The organism is Rothia sp. P100, assembly GCF_023712425.1.
Taxonomy (GTDB): domain Bacteria; phylum Actinomycetota; class Actinomycetes; order Actinomycetales; family Micrococcaceae; genus Rothia; species Rothia endophytica.
Genome location: NZ_JAMAYG010000001.1, coordinates 989,201 through 1,012,855, shown reverse-complemented (window position 1 = coordinate 1,012,855; position 23,655 = coordinate 989,201). Strand labels below are relative to the sequence as shown.

The following is a 23,655-nucleotide window of genomic DNA, read 5'->3' as shown; positions in this document are numbered from 1 at the left end:
GCTGGACGAGTGCGGCAGATATTGGTCAGGCTGAACCCACCCTTGCCAATAGTGACCGGTCTACAATCTGCATCCTGTAGGTGGCGAGGACCGGGTTAAAGAGACCAGCTGCGAACATTAGACCGCATTCACAGATAAGAATAAATATTAAACCTGGGGCTCCGCCGGGGCTGAAAGCTAAAAGGGGTGCCCAGAGAGACCGTGCGGCACATGCCCACAGGGGGAGGTTGCGCCTGCCTGTCAGTACCTCACTTATTTTTTCTTTTCCGCTGGCACCGCTACTTGGTGCAGGGGGAGGTTCTTGTTGCGGAATGCGTCTTATAAGAACCCCTGAACATACATAGGCAGCACCGTTGATGGCCAGGACGGCACCTGGGTTTGTAGCAACAATTACTACGCCTCCGAGAGGGGTAGCCAGGGCTGACATTATCCATACAAGTGATTCGATTTTCCCGTTAGCCTGCGGCCAATCTTTTTGCCTGACGAGATCACGTAGGTGGACGCCATTGGCCGCTCCGGAAACGATTCCTGAAAGGGATATAAGAACTAGGCAAAGAGTAAGGAGCGGGAAGGTAAGAATTTCTGCCCGTGCCAGTGTAGCTATAAGTATGAGTAGCGTTCCCCTGAAAAAGGAGGCACCAATCAATATTGGCCTCTTCTTTCTGGTCTCCACCACGGGCTAGTAGGAACCGCCGCTAGGGCAGCGGCGATACTTGAAAAACCCAGCATGAGGGGCACAAAGGAGTCTGGGACTTTAGTTCTTGAATTGCCAGCACTGAGATAGCACCGGCGCTGAAGGCAACACCAAAAGTATTGAGAAAGGTGCCCCACCAAAGAAGCTTAAAACTAATGCTGTTGAGACTAACCCCGGGAGGTTCAGGATTCATAAGATGTTGTCTCCGGGGTGTAGTAATAGTGCAGATGGGTAACGGTCAATATGTAAAGCTATTGTGGCATTCTTTGGCACGGTAATTTCCACCGACAAAACGCTCAATGCAGAGGACGCCGGGGCGCTGGCACAGCTGGTATTACCAGTAGTGCCCGCCCCAGCGTCCTGCCGTGTTTAGCCGCTAGCCCTTGAGGTCGGGGAAGTCGGTGTCAGCGAACTCGTGGTCGTAGCCCTCGGTGGTGGTGCGAGCTGCTAGTGCCTGGGTCTTCAGCTCGCCGTGCTCACCGTGAAACTCCTTCTCGCGCGCGCGCAACTGCACGCGGCGAATCTTGCCCGAAATCGTCTTGGGCAGGTCAAAGAATTCCAGACGGCGAATACGTTTATAGGCCGCCAGGTTATCCCGGGAATACTTAAGAATTTCTTGGGCGGTCTCAGCGGTGGGCTCATAGCCCCCAGCCAGCACCACATAAGCCTTGGGAACCGCATAACGGATCTCGTCCGGGGAGGGGACCACTGCCGCCTCAGCAACCGCCGGGTGCTCAATAATGACTGACTCCAGCTCAAAGGGGGAGAGCTTGTAGTCGGACGCCTTAAAGACATCATCGGCGCGGCCCACATAGGTGAAGACCCCGTTTTCATCCCGCTCGGCAATATCGCCGGTGTGGTACCAGCCGCCATCGAATGCTTCTTCGGTTTTCTCGGGGTCACCCTTGTACTGGATCATCAGACCCACCGGGCGGGGGCTCAGGCGCACACAAATCTCACCCTCTGCGGCGGGCTTGCCGAGGGGATCCAGTAGAGCAATCTCGTAGCCGGGAAGGGGGCGCCCCATGGCACCCACCTTAAGCTCCTGACCAGGGGTGTTAGCAATCATGACAGTGCTTTCGGTCTGCCCAAAGCCGTCGCGAATATCAACGCCCCACGCGGAACGAACCTTCGAGATAACCTCGGGGTTCAATGGCTCGCCGGCAGCAACTACCTTGGTGGGTGGGGTCTTGAGCTGGCTCAGATCAGCCTGGATGAGCATACGCCATACGGTGGGCGGTGCACAGAAACTGGTCACGCCGTGCTTCTGCATATTCTGCATGAGAGCTGCAGCATCGAAGCGAGAATAGTTGTAAATGAAGACCGTCGCCTCAGCGATCCAGGGGGTAAAGACATTCGACCAGGCGTGCTTAGCCCAGCCAGGAGAGGCAACATTCAGGTGCACATCGCCCGGTGCCAGGCCAATCCAGTACATGGTGGATAAGTGGCCCACGGGGTAGGAGGTGTGGGTGTGCTCCACCATTTTGGGGCGGGAGGTGGTGCCAGAGGTGAAGTACCACAGCAGCGGGTCGGACGCCGGGGTGGGCCCATCAGGTGTAAATTCCTCGGGTGCGACGTCGGCATCTAGGTAGCTAACGTGCGGGTGGTTTGTGACAGCACCCTCGGTGAAGCCGCCGGTCTCAATGACAGTAAAATCGCCGGTTACGGTCTCGTATTTAGCTACGTTAGCGGAGTTGGTGATGACCCATCGGGCCTCGCCGCGTTCAATGCGGTCGTCCAAATCTGCCTGTTCCAGCATCTCGGTGGAGGGCATGAGCACGACACCCAGCTTGATGCCTGCCAGCATGGTCTCCCAAAGCTCCACCTGGTTGCCCAGCATAAGAATAATGCGGTCACCGCGCTGTACCCCCAGGGAGCGCAACCAGGTGGCAACTTGAGAGGAACGACGCGACAGCTCACCGAAGGTGCGGGTGATATGGCTGCCGTCCTGTTCAGCAATTACGAGCGCCAGGGTATCCTTGCGTTCCTCACTGGCGGCCACCTGGTCAAACCAATCGAGGGCAAAGTTGAAGTGCTCGAACTGGGGCCAGTTGAACTCTTCTCTAGCTACTTTGTACTCCTCACGCAGAGCAACTAGCTGGTCTCGGGCGGTGCGGAACTGTTCGGTAATGCTCATGCTTCTCCTTTTGGCCAGGGGGTAGCTCTGGGGCGTCAAAATAAAGGTGTTGTGAGTCACTGTAGGATTGTTTTTTGGGGGCTGTCAAGGAATTTTCGTACTGGCACCCTCAGTGGCGTCATGTGGTAACTATCTGCCTTAATCTGTCCGGAAAGGGTTTACATATTCTTGACAGAGGGGGTAACTTGGTCTTAATTTATGTCTCACATCACAGTGCTGTGGTGAGGGTGGTGATCCCACCGGCCCCTGCACAGATACCAGCCAGGAGAAAACTCGATGACCACCCACATCCGAGGTATGGTTCAAAATCCACCCGCTAAACCCCTGCCCTTCCCCGATATTGACCCCTTTGGGGTGCTCAACCTGCTCCCCGAGGATGAAAAAGAGTGGTTCCTGCGGATCCGAAAATATCTACAAGAAGAAGTACGCCCCCAGGTCACCGATTACTGGAACCGCGAAGAGTTCCCCTTCCACCTCCTAGAAGGTATGGCAGAAGTAGGGCTGGCACGGCTAGAAACAAGTGGCACCTCCTGGCTCTTTCGTGGCTTGGTCTACGCTGAGGTAACCCGAGTGGACGTCTCCCTCTCGGCCCTGGTGGGCATCCACAATGAGCTGGTGCTGGGCATGGTCAACGCTCTAGGTTCTGAAGAGCAGAAAAAAGACATGCTGCGCAAGCTAGAGAACTTCGAACTGACCGGCGCCTTTGCGCTGACCGAACCCGCCCACGGCTCTGACATCGCAGGTGGTCTGGAAACCAGTGCCACCTTTGATGGTGAGAACTGGATTATTAAGGGTGAAAAGCGCTGGATTGGTATGGGTACCATCGCAGACTTCGCCCTGGTCTGGGCAAGGGACACCGCTGACCAGCAGATTAAGGCATTCATCGTGCCCACCGACACCCCCGGTTATTCAGCTGAAAAGATTAGCAACAAAATTGGCCTGCGCATCATGCAGAACGCTCACATCACCCTCGATAATGTGAGCGTGCCGGCTAGTGCCCACCTGCCTGGTGCCGTTAACTTTGATGCCGCCAACGAGATGCTGCGCAACTCCCGCGCCTGGGTCGGCTGGCAGGGCTACGGCATCCAGATCGGCATCTTTGATATCGCCCGCGAGTACGCCACTACCCGCGAGCAGTTCGGTAAACCGCTGGCTAAGTTCCAGCTGGTGCAAAAAGGCATTTCAGAAATCATGAGTAATGCTCAGGCAGCACTAGGGCTCATGATGAACTGCGCCCGTATGCAGAAGAACGGCACTTTGGATATGGTGCATGCCGCCATGGCTAAGGCAACAGCCACCCGCTTTGCCCGTCAGAGCGCTGCACTCGGGCGTGAGGTACTGGGTGGTAACGGCATCACCACAGATTATGAGATGGCTAAATTCTTTGGGGACGCCGAGATTCTCTACACCTACGAAGGCACCTATGAAATTAACTCTCTGATTGTGGGCAGAGCTCTCACCGGCTACTCGGCCTTCGTATAAACCGCTAGAAAGGACGCTCCGTGCAACTTCATGACACCCTTGCCCTGGTCACCGGGGCGGCTTCTGGAATCGGCAATGCTACCGCCAGGGCGCTCCTTGCCCAGGGTGCCCAGGTCTACGGTTTAGATTTGCAACCCAGCATTGACCGTGCCCAACCCCTGGAAGGACTAACCCTATTGGCGGCTGATGTTACCGACTACGCCGCCGTTGAAGCCGCCCTGGCACAGGTTCACGAGGTGGGCCAGCCCCTGCGTACCGTGGTCAACTGCGCTGGCATTGCCCCCGGTGCCCGCGTCCTTTCTAAAAAGGGCAAGCATGACCCGGCCCTTTTTGCCAAAACCGTGAGCATCAATCTGGTGGGCACCTTCAATGTGCTTACCAACGCTGCAGCTGTCATGGCAGAACAGGATCCCGCTACCGAGGACGGTTGCCGCGGGGTCGTTATTAATACTGCCTCTATCGCCGCTTTTGAAGGGCAGATCGGGCAAATCGCCTACGCCGCCTCCAAAGGCGGAGTGGCTGCCATGACCCTGCCCGCTGCCCGCGACCTAGCTAGCAGTGGCATTCGCGTGAACACTATAGCTCCTGGCATCGTTGACACCCCGCTCATGGCAGGTATCACTGAAGAATTTAGGGAGGCACTGGCCGCCGGCGTCCCCTTTCCCCAACGCTTGGCAACCCCTGCGGAATTCGCAGACCTGGCGGTCTTCATCGCCCAACACGACTACATCAACGGCGAAACCATCAGAATGGACGGCGCCCTGCGCATGGGCCCGCGCTAAAACCCACTCTAGGAGGACATCATGACCACCCAACCCATCATCGCTTTCATCGGACTGGGGCACATGGGCGGCTACATGGCCGCCAACCTGGTAGCAGCCGGTTACACCGTGCACGGCTTTGACCTGATGCCCGCAGCTCTAGATACCGCTGCCAGCAAGGGCATCACCATTGCCGAGAGCGGTGAGGCGGCCGCAGCCCAGGCCGATATTGTTCTGACTATGCTACCCGCCGGCGTCCATGTGCTCTCTGCCTACCCAGCGCTCCTAGCCGCCGCTAAACCCGGCACCCTTTTTCTCGACTGTTCCACCATTGAAGTAGGCCACGCTCTGCAGGCAGCAGAAATGGCACAAGCGGCAGGCTTTGAGGCAGTAGACGCCCCCGTCTCAGGCGGCATGGTGGGCGCAGAAGCCGGCACACTCACCTTCATGGTTGGCGGCTCAGAAGCGGGTCTAGAACGCGTGCGCCCCCTGCTGGAGGTCATGGGTAAAAAGGTTGTTCACTGCGGCGCCAACAGCACCGGCCAGGCCGCCAAAATCTGCAACAACATGCTACTGGGCATCGCCATGGTCGGAGCTTCAGAAGCCTTCGCGCTGGGTCAGAAGCTGGGGCTAGAGAATCAGGTGCTCTACGACGTCATCTCCACCTCCTCGGGCTACTGCTGGGCCGTTAACGTCAACTGCCCTGTGCCCGGCCCCGTCCCCACTTCACCCGCCAACAAGGACTACGAACCGGGCTTCGCCACCGCCCTCATGGCTAAAGACATGGGACTGGCGCTGGCCGCCTTAGAAACTACGGGAGTTAACGGTGAGCTGGGGGCGCGAACTGCCGCTATCTATGCTGAACTGGTAGAAGAAGGACGCGGCGGCAAAGACTTCTCAGATGTCTACAACCGCATCGCGGGCACCATTTCAACAAAGGAGACGATATGAGCAGCTACGAGAACATTCTGACAGAAACCCGCGGCAGGGTTGGGGTTATTACCCTCAACCGCCCCAAGGCACTCAACGCCCTCAACGACGCCACTATGCGCGAGGTTGTTGCCGCCGCCACCGCTTTTGATGCGGACGCCGGAGTGGGGGCGATCGTCCTGACCGGTAGTGAAAAAGCGTTTGCTGCCGGTGCCGATATCAAGGAAATGTCGAGCCAGACCTACGACAGCATGTATGCCGCCGACTGGTTTGCCCACTGGGATAACCTCACCCGCCTGCGCACCCCAATCGTCGCTGCGGTCAACGGCTATGCCCTAGGCGGCGGCTGCGAGCTTGCCATGATGTGCGACATGCTGATTGCCGGGCCCTCCACCAAGTTTGGTCAGCCCGAAATCAACCTGGGCGTTATCCCCGGGATGGGCGGTTCCCAGCGTCTAACCCGCGCCGTAGGTAAAGCAAAGGCAATGGATCTCTGCTTGACCGGGCGTTTTATAGGAGCAGAAGAAGCAGAACGCTCCGGGTTGGTATCGCGCCTAGTAGAGGCGGATGAGGACGTTCTGCCCACCGCTCTAGAAATGGCAGAGACTATTGCGTCTAAGTCCAAGTTCGTGGCGCAGGTGGCGAAAGAGGCAGTGAATGCTGCCTTTGAAACCACTTTGGCCCAGGGCATCCAGTTTGAACGTCGCACCTTCCACGCGCTCTTCTCTACCCACGATCAGAAGGAAGGCATGGCAGCCTTCGTGGAGAAGCGTGAGGCTAAGTTCGAGCACCGTTAAAAACTCTTTGAGAGAGATACAAGGTGGCCACGGTGCAAAGCGCTGTGGCCACCCCCTATCTTTGTCTGCTGGGCCGCCGTCATGGTGTTGCGCATCTCATTGAAATGTGACAAGGTTAGGTTCAATCGCAATAACTGACCAATCGGTCACTAATGATTTGTGGAGGCAAAGTGGCCAAACCGCACCCCATGCTTGAGCGTGACTACGCCACAGAGTGGATGGACCTTAATGTTCTAGAGGTCTCAGAGGGCTATGCCCTGGCAGAAATGACGATCACCCGCGATATGCTCAACGGCTTCGGCATCGTCCACGGGGGCATGACCTTTGCTTTTGCCGACACCGTTTTTGCCCTCACCGTTAACTCTTTGAACCCCGAAGAATTCAGTAAGAAAATCACTGTGTCATCCGGGGCAGACATCAACTACGTAGCCTCAGCACGCGAGGGTCAAACCCTGCGCGCTGAAGGTAAGCTCGCAGCATCCTACGGGCGCAACAGCCTGGTTGATGTCACCGTGACCTGCGAAGGCCAACTCATTGCCGAGTTCCGCGGCCGCGGGCGCACCATCACACCCCCGACAGCCTCGGAAGGACAGTAAATATTGAGCACCTACAAAGCACCCCCCTGCAGTGTGGAGAACCCCTACACCCCACCGGCTAAGCCTGCTGACCCCGGTAGCCCCGACGCTGAGGAGCTGATGAGCCGGGACCAGATTGAGTCCCTTCAGTTTGAGCGCCTGCGCTGGAGCCTGCATTATGCCTACGAAAATGTGGCAGCTTACAAGGAGCTCTACGACGAACACGACGTGCACCCCGGTGACTTTAAAGAGCTAGATGACCTCAAGCTCTTCCCCTACACCGACAAAGAATTCCTGCGTAAGGCCTACCCCTTCAAGGCTTTCGCTGTGCCCATGAGCGACCTGCGCCGCATCCACGCGTCCTCAGGTACCACCGGCCAGCCCACCGTGGTGGGTTACACCGAAAATGACTTGACCACCTGGGCATCCCTGGTGGCCCGTTGCTTCCGCTTCGCCGGTATCAAGCCCGGCCAGAAGGTGCACAACGCCTACGGCTATGGCCTCTTTACCGGTGGTCTGGGTGCGCACGCAGGTGCAGAACGCTTAGGCACCGCCGTCATCCCCATGTCCGGCGGCCAGACCGAGAAGCAGATCCAGCTCATTCGCGACTTTGAACCGGACGCGATTCTCTCCACCCCCACCTACCTGCTAACCATTGCAGACGGTTTCCGCAAGCTGGGTATCGACCCCAAGGAAACCAGTCTCAAGACCGCGGTGCTGGGTGCTGAGCCCTGGACCGAGGAGATGCGCCACGAGATTGAAAAGACCTTCGGCACCCTCAAAGCCTGCGATATTTACGGTCTGTCTGAGGTCATGGGCCCCGGTGTTGCTGGCGAGTCTGGCGAAACACAGGACGGCTCCCACCTTTGGGAGGACCATTTCCGCCCCGAAATCATTGACCCCTTTGACGACACTGTGCTTGATGTGGGACGCCCCGGTGAGCTGGTCTTTACCTCCCTCACCAAGGAGGCGTTGCCCATCATCCGCTACCGCACCCACGACCTCACCCGCCTGCTGCCCGGCACCCAGCGTCCCGGCCACCGCCGCCTGGGTCGCATCACCGGCCGCAGCGATGACATGATCATCCTGCGCGGCGTCAACCTCTTCCCCTCCCAGGTAGAAGAGCTGGCCCTGCAGCAACCTGAACTCTCACCCCACTTCGCCTTGGAGCTCACCCGCCCGGGCCGCATGGACGAGATGACCGTGCGTATTGAGCGCCGCGAGGACGCCACCGTGGAGCAGGCAGAGGACGCCGGTAAGCGTCTGCTGCACGACATCAAAACCAAGATTGGTTCAAGCTGCCGCATTGAGGTGCTGGACCCGGACATCCTGCCCCGCTCGGTGGGCAAGATTCGCCGTATCTACGATTACCGCAACAAGCCCAAGGGCACCGGCGAGTAAACGTCCGTTGAGCTAGTAGAAAGTGGGATCTGGCTACTACCATTGGGGGTGTCACCTGTCTGCAGGTGGCACCCCCACTGTGATGAAAGGAAACAGGTGAGCAAGACATCTGTGAAGCGCGGCCGCCCCGGCTATGAGCGGGCTGAGGTCCTACGTCTTTGTGTGGCTGAGTTTAACGAGCGAGGCTACGAGGCGACCAGCATGGACATGCTGGCTAAGAGGCTGGGGCTCACCAAAAGCGCGATTTACCATCACGTGGCGTCTAAAGAAGAGATCCTTGAGATTGCCCTCAAGCAGGCACTCAATGCCCTGGATGAGGTTTTTGAAGCGGGTGAAGTGCTCGAGGCGGATGCTCTGGAGCGTCTTGAATTTGTGGTGCGTCAGACCGTCTTTGTGCTGGCCGAACATCTGCCTGAGGTGACCCTGTTGTTGCGCCTGCGCGGCAACACCCCGGTGGAGGACGCAGCCCTGGGTAAGCGCCGTGAGCTGACGGTGCGCCTCTCCAACCTGGTGGGGGCAGCGCAAGAAGCCGGCTTCGTGCGTCAGGACGCTGACCCCGCAACCCTGGCTCGTCTGATTTTCGGCATGATTAACTCCTTATCGGGTTGGTATGACCCCACCCGCGGCAGCGACGTGGACGCCCTGGCAGACACAGTCGTGGAGATGGCCTTCCACGGTATTGGTAGGCATGCGTTATGATGCGAATTCGGATGAAAAAATTCTTGGCGTAGACCAAAATCCCATGATGTGAAAATTTCAACTATATCGATAATAAGATTCTGTCAAACTACGGGTGACCTGTCCAACAACCTGTCTATTGAAAAATTAATTATTTCCCCTTGACAGCCCAAGGTTCAGGTGGGAATATTTTAATCAGATAGTAATTTAATAAATTTGATTATTGAAAAATAACTACTATCTGATTCATTGGATGCCTTTATTTGGGCAATTAATGTAAAAGATATTTGCCATGCGTAAATTTCTTACTTCAACATTGTTAGTTGTCGCTACTCTAGGAATATTTCCTGCTGCACATGCCGTAAATAATGCACAGGGAAATGCGACTATTGAAACTCTCCAAGTTCCTCTTACTCCTGGTGCCGGAAATGTAAATATTGAGTGGTCAGACGCGGGTCTTGGTCGCTATGCAAGCTATGTGACGCCTCAAGATGCCTGGGGCTCAAGTTATGCAATAAGCAGAGAGCTAGCTTGGGTGCGCTATGTGGGGACGGCTAGGGCTGCAGGTAACATTTATGGGGGCCAGCGAATTACGGGTGTATGTATTTGGTATACGCGTAATGGTGCCATGAAAAGTTATAAAGGATGCTCTTATGCCAGCAGCAATGGGTGTAGCTGGGCTGCTGGTCCAGTAACAATCGTAGAAACATGGGACACGATAGATCCTAATGCTCCTAAGACAATTTTTAATATTCAAACTACTAGAATTAATCCTAATATTTTTTAAAGAGAGCCTGCTGTGGTTAAGAAGATGGTCAGGGGTGCGGTGGTTACCACCTTCTTGCTCTCTGCCCTGACCATCTTCTCAGCCCTGAGTAGTCTCGCTGCCTACTTAGGCGGTGGGGCTCATCCCCTCCTAGGGTACGGCGGTGCTCTTAGTACCGTTACTATCGGTGAAGTTGGTGACTCTAACTCTCCTAGCCCTGAAGCCTCTGATTCTTCTGTCCCGCAAGAGACACATCAGGGGTTCACGCAGAACATTAACCGGTTCAGCCAGGGGCACCGAGTCTCCATTCTCTATGTTCCGGCCAGTCAACTTGATACAGCAACTGTCCTCGATGAAGCCCATAACTTTACTCTAGGGGAAAAACAAAACTACCAGGCTCTAGAAGAGCCAGCCAGCCAAACCGCACTAGTGCTTGGACAGGTTCCCTCGGCTAGTTACGAGGTGCTATTACCTCATTCGTCGGTTGATATCTCGGCACTAAATGAGCCCTACCGTATCGACCAAGAGCCGGGTATCACCGCATTGGCGACTCCCGCTGTCCAACCTTTTGGCACTGGCACCTACTACCTCACCACCGATAATCACATCGCCATAGCCGTGCTAGAAGAGCTTGCCCAGAATGAGGGTTACACCTTTTCCCTAGTTGATACACGTAGCCAACCGACACTAGCCCACTATGTATCCTCCCCCTATGGGCTAGTTAACCTACTGCCCGTCCTTACCCTAGCTCTCTGTGCAACGGCGCTTATTCTTATCTACCTGCTAGGCCGCACCTCCTCAATGGCAACAGCTCTCTCCCTGGGCGCTAGCCGCTACCAGGCTCAGCAGGTCGAGTTGCGCCGTTTGATACCGGGGCTGGTCTCAGCTAGCTTACTAGGTGCCTGCCTTGCCCTGGTCTACTCCTTCCTGGCCCCCCAATATTCTTCGCTCTTCATCCCGGTGCTTACCGTTGTTCTAAATATTCTCGGGTGGGTAGCTCTTATTTGGCTACTTCTTCACCGTGCAGGCAGGAGGCTCAAACGTGAAATCCCATGCTAAAAGAACTTTGCTGGAGATCTCAAAGTTCCTACCGCGCCTGCTCCCCATTAGCCTGCTGATCTTTTTGGCTTCGTGTATCGGTGTTTATTCCCTTGCTTTCTTTCTCAATGACGGCGCCGCTAACAATCCAGGGCGCCAGAGCTCCGACGGTCAGGTTGCCTTTCTTAGTCAAGTAGATGCCCATAAACAGCGCACCATTACCACCCCGCAACAGGCAAGCCCCACCCTTCTAGCTGGGCTTGCCCGAGAGCTGGAAAACTGCACCGGCTGCCAGCTAAGCATCGAGGTTCAAGGAATGCTGAACCGGGCACATTTTTCGTTGGTAGATGATGATGCAGATGCCCTGGTACTTGTCAGCAACCAAGTTGCTGAGCAGACGAATATTTCTACAGCTGAGATGGGTAGCGAGAACTATGGGCGCACAGTGCTTTCCCTACCTCCTGACCAGCTGACCAGCCTTCCCTTTTTACCGCTGGCAGACACAGTTTCCCTGCCCCAGAATATTTCCTGCTCCTGTTCAGCAGAGGAACTTGCTGTGTTGGCCGGAAACATAAATGAGGCCTATAAGGATGAGGGGCTTACCAGCCGCTTCTACGCTTACAGAGACGCTCCTCGGACCTATACACTGACACAGTGGGCGGTAACGCTCAACCAAAACCTGCCCTTCTTCCTGCCTTTACTGGTATTGCTTGTGCTGGCGGTTGCCGCTAACGCAGCCCTTTGGAAACTACTGCGTCCCAGCTACCGGCTTCAGTCCTTCTATGGCGCCCACTGGGTGGTGTTACTTCTTCGCTACCTCTTTTTTGTGGGTCTTGCTTTTACCCTGCCCCTTTATTTGGGATTTGACCTGGTAGACCGGCTGTTGCGTTCTAACGGGGGTTACTCCGCACCGCCCTGGCCCGCAGGCGGAGGTGCCCTCATGCCTCTGGCGCTATTGAGTTTCCTGCTGCTGGTTGCTGCCCCAGGCATCCTCTCTATCTATCGGCTTTCTCGAAAGGAGCGAATCGGTGACTAACCTACTGCTTGAGGCCTACGGGGTAGATAAGACCGTGCCAGACGGGACTGCTCGGCGCCAGGTTCTCAAAGACTGCAATCTAACCCTAGCTGCTGGGGAAATTATAGGGATTATGGGTCCATCTGGCTGTGGTAAAACCACCCTGCTCGATATCGTAGCTGGCCTGCAAGTACCTGACAGAGGGCAGGTCTACCTGCGCGGCACTCCACTGGACTATACAAAACCTGCCAGCCTGCCGCCCATACGCCGGGAGCACATAGGTTTCTTATCTCAGGGCTATGGGTTACTACCTGACGAAAGCGCTTACGAGAACTTGGTGCTGCCCCTGCGTTTTCAAAAGCCCACTCCGCCCCGAAAAGAATGGCGGGCTCTAGCGGAGGAAAAGCTGGAGCAGGTAGGGCTAGATGTCGCCTTGGAGAAGAAAATTAACCGCTTATCGGGTGGTGAAAAACAGCGACTGGCATTAGCCCGCGCCCTTATGCGCAACCCTCAAATCTTAATTGCGGACGAGCCCTCGTCTGCCCTGGACTGGGGGCGTACCCAGCACCTCATTGAGCTTTTTGCCCAGCTTGCAGGGCAGGGAACTGGAGTTCTGCTAGCCACCCACGACCCTTTACTGGCTGCCGCCTGCCACCGGGTGCAGAATCTAGAAACTCTCTAGGTTGGGTATGTCTACATAACTCTTGCTCTATAACGTTTTGCGTTATAGGTCGTGGCTATACCTCATACCACTGGCGGAAAGCCTGAAGGGGCTGAAATTGTTGACTACCACTAGCCTCGCCCCGGTTCACCCCGGCGAGATTTTACTCGAAGACTTTCTAGAGCCTCTGGGGCTGAGCCAGAATCAAGCTGCACGTGCCATGATGGTGCCGCCCCGCAGAATCAACGAAATTGTGCACGGCAAGCGGGGAATCACGGCAGACACCGCAGCCCGCCTTTCCCGCTATTTTGGCACCAGCGCTGAATTTTGGCTTGACCTCCAGGCGCGCTACGAGCTAGACCAGCTTGAAGAGACCCAGGCTGAGAGCTTAGCGGCCATAGTTCCGCTAGCATCTGCCGCCTCATCAACAATAAGGACGCCGCTCCCTTCTCCCAGAAGAAAGGGTGCGGTGTCCTTATTGTTGGCTGTTCCGGCGGTTGAGACTAGTTAGCCTCGTCCACCTCGGGCATAGGCCAGGTCTTAGCGACCAGGGTTAGCACGTCGTAGGTCGCAACGATTTCGTCATTCTGGTTATGCAGCACGGCGTCCCAGGCGACCTCACCGTAATCGTCGGTAACGCGCGGGGTAATCTTCTTAGCGGTCAGGGTTACCCGGATCGCGTCGTCATAGGTCACCGGGGTGATGAAGCGCAGGTTTTCCAGGCCGTAATTAGCCAGGACGGGGCCCGGTGCGGGGTCCACGAAGAGACCGGCGGCCCAGGAGACCAGCAGGTAGCCGTGGGCTACGCGGCGGGGGAAGAAGGGGTTAGCGGTCACTGCCTCTTCATCGGTGTGGGCGTAAAACATATCCCCGGTTTCATGCGCGAAAGCGGTGATGTCCTCCAGGGTCACGGTGCGCAGGTCAGAAGCGAACTGGTCGCCAATTTCCAACTCAGCTAGGGACTTGCGGAAGGGGTGTACGCCCGCGCCCGCATCAACCTGGGCCCGGGTTACGGTTTTGGCGTCCGCCCCGCTGTGCCACACCCCGGTCAGGGCGGTTAGCTTATTGGGTGAGCCCTGAACTGCGGTGCGCTGCATGTAGTGCTTGACGGCGCGTACACCGCCTAGCTCCTCTCCGCCACCTGCCCGGCCGGGGCCGCCGTGGACCAGGTGGGGCACGGGGGAGCCATGACCGGTAGAGGTCTTAGCGTCTTCACGGTCCAGCACCAGAACGCGGCCGTGGTGGGCTGCAATGCCTAGGGTGAGCTGGGCGGCAGTTGCGTCATCGTGGGTGCAGACGCTGGCGACCAGGGAGCCGCCGCCCATGGCAGCAAGCTCGACTGCTTCATTGAGACTCTTGTATTCCAGTACTGAGGTGACGGGGCCGAAGGCCTCCACGCTGTGCACCTCGGGCGTGCGGGCATCCGCGAATTTCAGCACGGTAACGGGGAAGAAGCTGGTGCCCTCGGGGGCTTCACCCTGGAAGGCAATCTCGCCGCCGGAAGCTACCAGGCGGTCAACTGCCTTGGCAACTTCTGCTTTCTGCTCGGGGGAGGCCAGTGAGCCCATGGTGACGCCCTCTTCGCGGGGGTCACCTACCCTAATGCGTTCGCTCACCTTAGCTGCCAGTGCATCAATCACTTCCTGGCTGCGTCCGGTGGGCACAATGACGCGGCGCACGGCGGTGCACTTCTGACCAGCCTTGGCGGTAATTTCGACCATGACCGACTTGATAAAGGCATCAAACTCGGGAGTGTTGGCCAGGGCGTCCGGGCCCAAAATAGCGGCGTTAAGAGAGTCAGTTTCGGCGGTGAAGCGCACTCCCTTGGTCTGCACATGGGGGTGGTTGCGCAACACCTGGGCGGTAGCAGCGGAGCCGGTAAAGGCGACGTGGTCGCGGTAATCCAGGTAGTCCAGCAGGTCACGAGCTGAACCGGAAATCAGCTGCAGAGAACCTTCGGGCAGTAGGCCGCTGTCCAGCATGAGGCGCACGGTTGCCTCGGTGACGTAGCCGGTGGGGGTCGCAGGTTTGACGATGGTGGGCATACCCGCGATAAAGGCGGGTGCAAACTTCTCCAGCATGCCCCAGATGGGGAAGTTGAAGGCATTAATTTCAACGGCTACACCGGGCAAGGTGGTGTAGATGTGCTCACCGATGAAGGAGCCGTCGCGGGAGAGGACCTCGATGTTGCCGTCGATGATGACCTTGGAGTTAGGGAGTTCGCGGCGCCCCTTGGACGAGAAGGTAAAGAGGGTGCCGATGCCACCGTCCACGTCAATGTAGTGGTCGCGCTGGGTGGCGCCGGTTGAGAAGGAGATGTCGTAGAGACTCTGCTTGTGCTGGGTCAGGTACTGGGCGATGTGCTTGATTCTCAGGGCGCGCTCGTGGATGGTCAGGTTCTGCAGGTTCTGCTGGCCTACGGTGCGGGCGTAGTCGATGGCACCTGCGGTATCTAGCCCCTCGGTGCTGACCTGGTAGATGACTTCGCCGGTGGCGGCGTCCACAACGTCAGTGGTTTTACCGGGGTTTTCGGGGGCCCACCAGGTACCTTTGATGAAGCTGGGAACCAGGGTTGGGGTGCTCGTCATTGAGATGTCCTTCGCTGTTGCAGTACGACCCGGTAATAAGTGACCGAGCGTTCAGTTATTGATATAAACTATAGTTCACATCACAAGTGAGTGAAAGTTATCGGGCGAGGGTTACGCCTGGAAAGGACGCTGGTGGGCGAGATGGCAGACCAAGAACAGCGTGAGCTGTGGAAGATTACGCTCGGTGAGCTAGATGAAAAGATGGGCGTGAAGGTGCTGGAAGAGTCGGCCCAGCGCGTGGTCGCTACCATGCCGGTGGAGGGCAACCGCCAGTCCCTTGGGCTACTGCACGGCGGTGCCATGTTGGCAATCGGAGAAGCGGTCGGTTCCTGGGCTGCGGTGATTCATGCGTCTTCGATGGGAAAGGTAGCAGTGGGCGTGGATGTGAATGCTACCCACCATAAATCTTCACGCGAAGGAATAGTGCGCGCTACGGCCTCCGCCATTCACCTGGGTCGGTCGCTGACCACCCACGAGGTTATCATTACCCACGAAGAGACCGGTGACCGCCTCTGCACCCTACGGATCACCAACTTTATTAAGGGTTAGGGCAGAGACCAAACCAGCGAATGTGCAGGAAATGTTCGAGCGTGCGCCTGTGAGACGCACGCTCGAACTTATAAGCTCACTCTCCTGCTGACAGCCTAGCTGTAGTCATAGAAGCCCTTGCCACTCTTGCGGCCCAGCTCGCCACGAGCCACCATATCGCGCATGAGCTGCGGGGGAGCGAAGCGCTCACCCAGCTGGGACTCCAGATACTCAGCAATGCCCAGGCGGACGTCCAGCCCCACCACATCGGTCAGGGCCAGCGGCCCCATGGGGAACTTGTAGCCCAGCACCATGGCGTTATCAATGTCATCAGGGGAAGCGACGCCCTCCTCCACCATGCGGATAGCCTCCAGTGCGATTGCCACACCCAGGCGGGAGGATGCAAAACCGGGAGCATCGTTGACAACCACCGGGGTCTTGCCCAGACCATCTACCCAGGTGCGAGCCGCTATCTTAAGCTCCTCAGAGGAATACTTAGACTGCACCACCTCAACCAGCTTGGACGCCGGTACCGGGTTAAAGAAGTGCAGGCCAATGAAATGACCGGGGCGTTCCAAAGCCTCAGCCAGCCCATCAATAGACAGGGACGAGGTGTTGGACGCCAGGTAGGTGCTCTCGCTGAGCTGCGCTTCGACGTCGCGCAGGGCAGAGACCTTCAAATCCCAGTTCTCAGGAACAGCCTCAACTACCAGGTCGCGATCAGCGAAAGCCGCGTAGTCAACCGATACATCAAAACGTTCGGTCAGTTCACCCAGGTTGCCGTCAAAAACACCGCGCTCAATGGACTGAGCTAGGCCGCGCACCACGCGCTCGCGGGCAGCCTCAGCACTGGGGGCATCGCGCTCAACCACAACTACCTGGGCGCCGGCCAGGACGAAAGCGTGGGCGATACCCGCGCCCATGCGTCCGCCGCCCAGCACGCCCACGCGGGCGGGAACTTTAAGGTCATGAATTTCAGCCACGGTTTACCTACTTCTTTTTGCGGTCTAGGAAGGCTTGCATACGGTCGAACTTGGCATCAGACTCAAAGAGAATTGCCTGCGCTAGCTCGTCAATATGGGGGTGGGCATCGCGCGGGGCGGCAAAGACTCGTTTGGTAATGCGCACCGCCAGGGGGTCCTGGGCACCGATGCGGTCAGCCAGGGCACGGGCGGCGTTCAGAAGCTCGGACGGCTCGTGCAGCTCAGTAACCAGGCGCAGATCCAGTGCCTCCTGGGCATTGAGGATGCGCCCGGCCATAAGAATCTCAAGCGCCACCGGCTCACCCACCAGCTCCTTGAGGCGCCAGAGTGCGCCGGCGGCAGCGATGATGCCCAGGTTGGTTTCGGGCTGCCCCATCTTGAGGTGGGGGGTGCCGATGCGGAAGTCTGCGGCGTAAGCCAGCTCTGCGCCACCGCCCAGGGCGTAGCCGTCAAGAGCGGCGATGACCGGCATGGGCAGGTGGTGGATGCGATCAAAGATCTGCGAGTTAATCCCGCGCAGGGCGTCCTCTCGGCGGCGCTCGCGCAACTGGGCAATATCAGCGCCAGAAGCAAAAATGCCGCGGCCGTTGACCTCACACCCGGTCAGAATCAGAATCTTGGGGGTGGTTTCCAGGTAGGCGCAGAGCTCGTGCAGTTCAGCCACCATGGTAGCGTCAATGGCGTTGCGCACTTCGGGGCGGTTCATGCGGGCGACTAGGTGCCCCTCGCCGTCCTCGATGGTCAGTGCGGTGAAGTGCTCAAACATTAGACCTTCTCCACCAAAACAGCTGCACCCTGGCCCACACCGATACACATGGTGGCAAGGCCGCGTTCGGCGTCCTCGCGTTCCATCCGGCCCAGCAGGGTGATGATAAGACGGGAACCGGAGGAACCGAGCGGGTGCCCCAAGGAGATAGCGCCGCCGTCACGGTTGACGATGTCCTCGCTTAAACCCAGGCGGCGCATGGATCCCAGGGACTGGCTGGCAAAGGCTTCGTTGAGTTCAACAGCGCCCAGATCTTCGACGCTCCAGCCTGCGCGTGCGAGCACCTTCTCGGTGGCGGGGACCGGGCCGAGACCCATGATTTCCGGGGCAAGACCTGCGGCGGTGCCGGTCATAAACCGCGCGCGCGGTGTCAGCCCGTACTTCTCGATAGCTGCTTCTGAGGCAACAATAATGGCAGAGGCGCCGTCATTGAGCGTTGATGAGTTACCTGCGGTGACTACTTCGCCACCGGCCACGACGGGGCGCAACTTGGCAAGCACCTCGGTGGTGGTGCCGGGGCGGGGGCCCTCGTCAGTGTCGACCAGGGTAACGTTGCCCTTCCGGTCACGTACGGGAACGGGCACGATCTCATCCTTGAAATGGCCGGCCTCAATGGCGGCAATAGCCCGCTCGTGGGAGCGTGCAGCAAAGGCGTCACAGTCTTCGCGGCTGATGCCATCGACTCGGGCAACTTCCTCAGCGGTTTCAGGCATAGAATAGGTGAATTTGTCACGCTTGGCGAACTCAGGATTAACGAAGCGCCAGCCAATAGAGGTGTCAAAGGTTGCGCCGGGCTTGGCGAAGCCGGTGGTGGGCTTTTCCATGACCCAGGGGGCGCGGCTCATAGACTCAACGCCGCCCGCGATCACGACGTCAGCATCGCCGGCACGAATCATTTGAGCCGCCATGGTCACGGCACTCATGCCAGAGGCGCACAGGCGGTTGACGGTGATGCCAGGGACGGTATCTGGGTAGTCGTTGAGCAGCCAAGCCATGCGGGCTACGTTGCGATTCTCTTCGCCGGCGCCGTTGGCGTTGCCCAAGATGACCTCATCGACAACGGCAGGGTCAATCCCTGCCTTCTCTACGGCATCCTTCAGCACCAGAGCCGCGAGGTCATCGGGGCGGACGCTGGATAGTGCCCCGCCATACCTGCCGACGGGGGTGCGGGAACCACCGACCAAATAAACCTGGGGTGCGGAAGACATTCAAACTCCTTTGTGAGAACGCGCGGGGCGCAGACGTCAATAACTGACCAATCGTTCACTAAATCTTTTCACTTTAAGTGACCTTGGTCAAGTGAACCAGCCGCCCCCGAGGGGGCGGCTGGCGTGAGGGGTGAGGCAAGGCTCTCGCTATAAGAGTGCGGGTTCTTTAGTTTCCTCGGGGTGTAGGTCAATTTCCTGGTTGCTCTTGGGTACCATGCTGACCGCGACAAGAGAAATTACTGACAGGACCGCGATATACAAACCAATCATCCACGATTGACCGGTCTCACGCAGAATCATTTCAGCAATCATGGGAGCAAAGGCGCCACCGAGAATCGCACCGATGGCGTAGCCGATGGAGATGCCGGAGAAGCGGACTGCTGCCGGGAACATCTCGGCGTACATAGCCGACTGGGGGCCGTAGGAGGGGCCCAGGCCGATGGTGAGGATGAAGATGGCCAGGGTAAAGAGTACGATGTTGCCACTGTCGATGAGGAACCACATGGGAATGGCCCAGAGGATGATGAAGCCGTAGCCGAGTTGGAAGGTGCGCACGCGCCCAATCTTGTCGGACATCCAGCCGCCCAGCATGGTGAAGATGAGCCAGCCAAAACCGCCTATGATAGCCGCGGTCATGGCTTCGCTGCGGCTCATGCCCAGTGCTTTCACGCTGTATGAGATAAAGAAGGCGATGACTAGGTAGCCAGCTGCGTTGTTGGCAATGAATATGAGCGCTGCAAGGATGACCTGGCGGGTGTTGGTCTTGAAGAGCTGCTTGAGGGGCGCAGATTCACGCTTCTTGAGGTTCTGCATCTCCTTGAAGACAGGGGATTCCTCAACGGAGTGGCGGATGTAGAAGCCCACCAGAATCAACACGATGGAGGACCAGAAGGGGATGCGCCAACCGAAGGAGAGGAACTGCTCTTCGGTGAGGATGGAGTTGAGGAAGAGGTTGATGAGGGTTGCCAGAATCATGCCCAGGGGGACGCCGATCTGGGGGAAAGCGCCGAAGAAGCCACGCTTGTGGCGGGGGGCGTGTTCCACGGACATGAGAGCTGCGCCGCCCCATTCACCGCCTGCGCTGAAACCCTGTAAGATGCGCAAGAAAACGATGATGATGGGGGCTGCGATGCCAATTGAGGCGTAGGTAGGTACGAAGCCGATGCCGACGGTGGCGATGCCCATCATGATAAGGGTGAGCACCAGGGTGATGCGGCGGCCGAAGCGGTCACCGATGTGGCCGGCAACGATAGCACCCAGGGGGCGGAAGACGAAGCTGATGCCAAGGGAGGCCCAGGCGACAATCTGTGCGATGGTGTTATCTTCACCTTCGGGGGTGAAGTATTGTGTTGCCAGAATGAGGCCGGCGGCCTGGGCGTAAATGAAGAAGTCGTACCACTCGATGGTGGTGCCGATGAGAGTTCCGGCGAGAACTTTTCGCTCTTCCCGGCTGACTTTGTGCGGTGCTACCGCTGCGTGTGAAGACATTGATGTACCTCTGCTGGTGGAGGGGCGCGTGTGCGCTTGATGCCCTGTGCAACCTCCTCTCATCTATGAGGTGGGGGTCACATCTTGGTGGTTAGTTATGAATCATATACGACTTTTAATCCCCGTGCGATAGTTTCCTAAAATTTTTTACCGTTCGGTCAGTAAATAACGACTGAAGCGCAAGGACGCCGGCACTTAGCCTGTGCGGACAAGCTAAATACCGGCGTCCTGCCTGAGGGGAACACAGACTGTGGAACGCCTAGCCCACGAGAGTTTCGACTACCTTTTCTGCAATCATGATGGTGGGAGCATTGGTGTTGCCTGTGGGTATCACTGGCATGACTGAGGCATCAATGACGTGCAGGTTCTCAACTCCGTGCACTGCCAAATTGTTGGAATCAACAACAGACTCAGGGCCCTTGCCCATGGCACAGGTGCCTACCTGGTGGTGATAGGTCACCACAGCATCTCGCGCGTAGGCCTTTAGCTCCTCATCACTGTGCACCGATGTACCTGGCCAAATTTCTTGGGCGCCCCACTCGCCAGCCAACGCCTGCTGATTGCCAATCTCCCGGCACTGTTTGATGGAAGCAACCAGAACATCGATATCTTCATCTTCGCTGAGTGCTGCAAGGTCGACGGTGACTGGATCAGCCAGGGATGCCCCGGTGACCTTGAGTTCACCGCGAGATACAGGGCGAACAATGCCCGCCATCAGGGTAAATGCCTCGGCGGGCCCCTCCATCTGCCCCTGCCCGTAGTCTTGCGAATACATAGGTACCGAGAAGAAAATGGGCTGGGTATCCGGAACAGCGTGAGCGGGGGAAGACTTCGCGAATAGGTGAACCTCGGCGGGTGCATCTTCTAGGGCTGGGATTGGCCTATCAGTAGTAAAAATGACCGGCGCCAAGAGGTGATCGTGCAGGTTCTTGCCCACGCCGGGAATATCTGCCACTACCTCGATACCCAGCTGTTCTAGCTCGGCACGCGGCCCCACGCCCGAACGCAAAAGAATTTCGGGGCTACCCAGTGCACCGGCTGAAAGAATGACGGTATCTGCCAGTACTTCTTGGGGCTCCCCTCCTGATGCAATAGGACGCCTCTTGCGCGGTTACCATCGAATAGCACCTTCTCAACCCGAGCGTCCGTTATCAGTGTTAGGTTCTTATGGTCAGCAACTGGGCGTAGATAAGCATGCCAGACATTGAAACGTTCGCCATCGCGCAGGTTGAGCTGCATGCGGGAGATACCCTCAACATCACCCGAATTATAATCAGGGTTCAGTGTGTGGCCTGCTTGCTGGGCCGCTTCGACCATAGATTCCTGCAAGGGGTTGCGCCTAAAATTTTCACGCACGTCTAAGGGACCATCCCCGCCACGGGTGGCTGAAGCGCCGCCGTCAAAATTCTCAATTTTCTTAAAGAAGGGCAGCACATCAGACCAACCCCAACCGGAGTTGCCCATCTCTTCCCAGGCATCGTAATCAGCGGAGTCACCGCGTACCCAGATGCAGGCGTTGAGCGCGTGGGAACCGCCCAAAACCTTGCCGCGGGGCAGGTGGAGGCGGCGGCCATGAGCGCCTTTTTGAGGCACGGTGTAATAATCCCAATCCTGTTTGACTGTAGATATAAGAGCGCCCCGATTCTCTGATAATTTTCAAGAAAACCGGGGTGGTGGGGTGAAATCTATTCGCAAATTACGTGAGGCACACCCATATGCTTGAGCCCTTCAACACCGAACTCCAGGCCGTAGCCGGACTGCTTGATGCCGCCGAAAGGGATGCGGGGATCAATGGCACCATGCTTATTGATCCAGACGGTGCCAGCCTGCATCTGCGCAGCAACCTCGCGGGCGCGCTCAAGGTTGGGGGACCAGACCGAGGCGCCCAGGCCAACATCCAGACGGTTAGCTTCTTCTAATGCTTCTTCCAGGCTGGAGTAGCGAATAATCGGCAGGGCAGGGCCAAACTGCTCCTCAACCACCAGCGGGTTGTCCTTATCAAGGTCGGCAATCAGGGTGGTGGGGTAGAAGAAGCCGGGGGCAGTTTCGTCCGGGGTGCCACCCAGTAGCACGCGACCACCGCCGTCCTTGGCCTTCTGCACCAGGTCCGCCACAATGTCGTACTGCGCCTTGTTCTGCAACGGGCCCAGGACGTTTTGCTCCTCAACACCCACGCCCATAGGCATGTTCTGAGCAACCGCGGTCAGCTCCTCACAGACCGCATTGTAGAGAGAATCGGGTACGTAGAGACGCTTGAGGGCGGCACAGGTCTGACCGGTATTGATGAAGGCGCCCCAGAAGAGGCCCTCAGCAATCGACTTGGGGTCTGCGTCATCCAGCACGATGCCAGCGTCGTTGCCGCCCAGCTCAAGGGTGAGGCGCTTGAGAGAATCAGCAGCTGATGCCGCGATCTTTTTGCCGGTGGCAGTGGAGCCGGTGAAGGTCAGCTTATCGAAGCCGGGATGAACCGACATCTTGGGGCCCAGAGCGCGGTCGGCACTGTCTGCCACCACATTTAATACGCCCTCGGGCAGCGCGGTGTTCATGACCTCAACCAGCGCCAGCACGCTCAGGGTGGTGTACTCAGAAGGCTTGACCACAATGGTGTTACCCATGCGCAGAGCGGGGGCAATCTGCCAGATCGCAATCATCATGGGCCAGTTCCAGGGGCCAATACCACCCACTACGCCGATGGGGCGGTAATTGAGCACCGCGCGGGTTTCGCCGTCGTCCACCAGGGTCTCTTCTTCTAGCCCAAAGGACGCTGTGGCGCGGGTCCACGCCACAGCACCGCCCACCTCAAAGCGGGCGTTAGGGCCGTTCAGCGGCTTGCCCTGCTCGCGTGAGAGTAGCTCTGCCAGGGGTTCAGTGGTTGCTTCGATGGCATCGGCTGCCTTCATGAGGTAGTCGCTGCGTTCGGCGTGAGAGAGTTTTGCCCAAGCAACCTGGGCTTCACGGGCAGCTTGTACCTTGCGATCCAGGTCTGCTTCAGTTGCGGTGGGGGCAAGACCGATGAGCTCTTCGGTAGCAGGATCAAAAATTTCGCGGCTGCCACCTTCGGTCACGCGGCTGAGCAGTTCTTGGTAGGTGGTGGGTAGTGACTGCACTGTCATCTCCTTAGCATCAAAGATAGTTACCCCTATGCTCTCCAGCAGTGAA

At 57.6% G+C, this 23,655-nt stretch carries 22 protein-coding genes and 1 pseudogene; 13 read left to right on the top strand and 10 right to left on the bottom strand.

Going from position 1 to position 23,655, the window contains the following annotated elements; all coding sequences use genetic code 11:
• Nucleotides 1-25 precede the first annotated feature (25 nt).
• Both M3668_RS04655 and M3668_RS04650 read right to left on the bottom strand, forming a co-directional pair.
• The gene (locus M3668_RS04655) at nucleotides 26-673 is read right to left on the bottom strand and encodes an MFS transporter (RefSeq protein WP_251379616.1); all 648 of its coding nucleotides are present in this window, start codon (nucleotides 671-673) and stop codon (nucleotides 26-28) included.
• Nucleotides 674-1,070: 397 nt separating this feature from the next.
• The gene (locus tag M3668_RS04650) at nucleotides 1,071-2,831 is read right to left on the bottom strand and encodes an AMP-binding protein (protein ID WP_251379615.1); all 1,761 of its coding nucleotides are present in this window, start codon (nucleotides 2,829-2,831) and stop codon (nucleotides 1,071-1,073) included.
• Nucleotides 2,832-3,107: 276 nt separating this feature from the next.
• Here M3668_RS04650 and M3668_RS04645 point away from each other — a divergent pair, with 276 nt between their 5' ends.
• The 12 genes and pseudogenes from M3668_RS04645 to M3668_RS04590 form a co-directional block, all read left to right on the top strand.
• Entirely contained in the window at nucleotides 3,108-4,313 is a 1,206-nt protein-coding gene (locus tag M3668_RS04645) for an acyl-CoA dehydrogenase family protein (protein ID WP_251379614.1), read from the top strand.
• Between the two features lie 20 nt (nucleotides 4,314-4,333).
• Complete coding sequence (locus tag M3668_RS04640) at nucleotides 4,334-5,095, top strand: SDR family oxidoreductase (RefSeq protein WP_251379613.1); 762 nt, start codon at nucleotides 4,334-4,336, stop codon at nucleotides 5,093-5,095.
• Between the two features lie 21 nt (nucleotides 5,096-5,116).
• Nucleotides 5,117-6,025 carry a 3-hydroxyisobutyrate dehydrogenase gene (gene mmsB, locus M3668_RS04635; protein ID WP_251379612.1) on the top strand — a complete coding sequence of 303 codons (909 nt, stop codon included), beginning with the start codon at nucleotides 5,117-5,119 and terminating at the stop codon, nucleotides 6,023-6,025.
• Nucleotides 6,022-6,801: an enoyl-CoA hydratase gene (locus M3668_RS04630; RefSeq protein ID WP_251379611.1), complete on the top strand. Its 780-nt coding sequence runs from the start codon at nucleotides 6,022-6,024 to the stop codon at nucleotides 6,799-6,801. Before mmsB ends, M3668_RS04630 begins: the two co-directional genes overlap by 4 nt.
• Before the next feature lie 170 nt (nucleotides 6,802-6,971).
• Nucleotides 6,972-7,397, top strand: coding sequence for a PaaI family thioesterase (locus tag M3668_RS04625; RefSeq protein WP_237203036.1), 426 nt, complete (start codon nucleotides 6,972-6,974; stop codon nucleotides 7,395-7,397).
• Between the two features lie 99 nt (nucleotides 7,398-7,496).
• Nucleotides 7,497-8,777, top strand: a complete 1,281-nt coding sequence (locus tag M3668_RS04620; RefSeq protein WP_251379715.1) for a phenylacetate--CoA ligase family protein — start codon at nucleotides 7,497-7,499, stop codon at nucleotides 8,775-8,777.
• A 96-nt stretch (nucleotides 8,778-8,873) separates the two neighbouring features.
• The gene (locus tag M3668_RS04615) at nucleotides 8,874-9,476 is read left to right on the top strand and encodes a TetR/AcrR family transcriptional regulator (protein ID WP_251379610.1); all 603 of its coding nucleotides are present in this window, start codon (nucleotides 8,874-8,876) and stop codon (nucleotides 9,474-9,476) included.
• 271 nt (nucleotides 9,477-9,747) lie between these two features.
• On the top strand, nucleotides 9,748-10,242 hold the full coding sequence (locus tag M3668_RS04610; protein WP_251379609.1) for a hypothetical protein: 495 nt from the start codon (nucleotides 9,748-9,750) through the stop codon (nucleotides 10,240-10,242).
• 12 nt (nucleotides 10,243-10,254) lie between these two features.
• On the top strand, nucleotides 10,255-11,280 hold the full coding sequence (locus M3668_RS04605; protein WP_251379608.1) for a hypothetical protein: 1,026 nt from the start codon (nucleotides 10,255-10,257) through the stop codon (nucleotides 11,278-11,280).
• A gap of 7 nt (nucleotides 11,281-11,287) precedes the next feature.
• Nucleotides 11,288-12,295 (top strand): hypothetical protein, encoded by a 1,008-nt coding sequence (locus M3668_RS04600; RefSeq protein WP_251379607.1) that lies wholly within the window; start codon nucleotides 11,288-11,290, stop codon nucleotides 12,293-12,295.
• Complete coding sequence (locus M3668_RS04595; protein ID WP_251379606.1) at nucleotides 12,288-12,956, top strand: ABC transporter ATP-binding protein; 669 nt, start codon at nucleotides 12,288-12,290, stop codon at nucleotides 12,954-12,956. Before M3668_RS04600 ends, M3668_RS04595 begins: the two co-directional genes overlap by 8 nt.
• Before the next feature lie 97 nt (nucleotides 12,957-13,053).
• Nucleotides 13,054-13,353: pseudogene (locus M3668_RS04590) on the top strand (HigA family addiction module antitoxin); the annotation flags it as partial.
• A gap of 85 nt (nucleotides 13,354-13,438) precedes the next feature.
• Here M3668_RS04590 and paaZ read toward each other — a convergent pair.
• Nucleotides 13,439-15,523: a phenylacetic acid degradation bifunctional protein PaaZ gene (gene paaZ, locus M3668_RS04585; protein ID WP_251379605.1), complete on the bottom strand. Its 2,085-nt coding sequence runs from the start codon at nucleotides 15,521-15,523 to the stop codon at nucleotides 13,439-13,441.
• Between the two features lie 141 nt (nucleotides 15,524-15,664).
• Here paaZ and M3668_RS04580 point away from each other — a divergent pair, with 141 nt between their 5' ends.
• Nucleotides 15,665-16,072: a PaaI family thioesterase gene (locus M3668_RS04580; RefSeq protein WP_251379604.1), complete on the top strand. Its 408-nt coding sequence runs from the start codon at nucleotides 15,665-15,667 to the stop codon at nucleotides 16,070-16,072.
• A 95-nt stretch (nucleotides 16,073-16,167) separates the two neighbouring features.
• Here M3668_RS04580 and M3668_RS04575 read toward each other — a convergent pair whose 3' ends face one another.
• The 7 genes from M3668_RS04575 to M3668_RS04545 all read right to left on the bottom strand — a co-directional run bounded on the left by M3668_RS04575 (nucleotide 16,168) and on the right by M3668_RS04545 (nucleotide 23,609).
• Nucleotides 16,168-17,034, bottom strand: coding sequence for a 3-hydroxyacyl-CoA dehydrogenase family protein (locus M3668_RS04575; RefSeq protein ID WP_353055960.1), 867 nt, complete (start codon nucleotides 17,032-17,034; stop codon nucleotides 16,168-16,170).
• 7 nt (nucleotides 17,035-17,041) lie between these two features.
• Nucleotides 17,042-17,800, bottom strand: coding sequence for an enoyl-CoA hydratase/isomerase family protein (locus M3668_RS04570; RefSeq protein ID WP_251379603.1), 759 nt, complete (start codon nucleotides 17,798-17,800; stop codon nucleotides 17,042-17,044).
• The gene (locus M3668_RS04565; RefSeq protein WP_251379602.1) at nucleotides 17,800-19,008 is read right to left on the bottom strand and encodes a thiolase family protein; all 1,209 of its coding nucleotides are present in this window, start codon (nucleotides 19,006-19,008) and stop codon (nucleotides 17,800-17,802) included. The genes M3668_RS04570 and M3668_RS04565 overlap by 1 nt, the downstream gene beginning before the upstream one ends.
• Before the next feature lie 147 nt (nucleotides 19,009-19,155).
• Entirely contained in the window at nucleotides 19,156-20,496 is a 1,341-nt protein-coding gene (locus tag M3668_RS04560; protein WP_251379601.1) for an MFS transporter, read from the bottom strand.
• 259 nt (nucleotides 20,497-20,755) lie between these two features.
• On the bottom strand, nucleotides 20,756-21,511 hold the full coding sequence (locus M3668_RS04555) for a GMC family oxidoreductase (RefSeq protein WP_353055965.1): 756 nt from the start codon (nucleotides 21,509-21,511) through the stop codon (nucleotides 20,756-20,758).
• Nucleotides 21,472-22,125, bottom strand: a complete 654-nt coding sequence (locus tag M3668_RS04550; RefSeq protein WP_353055964.1) for a GMC family oxidoreductase — start codon at nucleotides 22,123-22,125, stop codon at nucleotides 21,472-21,474. The genes M3668_RS04555 and M3668_RS04550 overlap by 40 nt, the downstream gene beginning before the upstream one ends.
• A 56-nt stretch (nucleotides 22,126-22,181) precedes the next feature.
• On the bottom strand, nucleotides 22,182-23,609 hold the full coding sequence (locus M3668_RS04545; RefSeq protein WP_251379713.1) for an aldehyde dehydrogenase family protein: 1,428 nt from the start codon (nucleotides 23,607-23,609) through the stop codon (nucleotides 22,182-22,184).
• Nucleotides 23,610-23,655 lie beyond the last annotated feature (46 nt).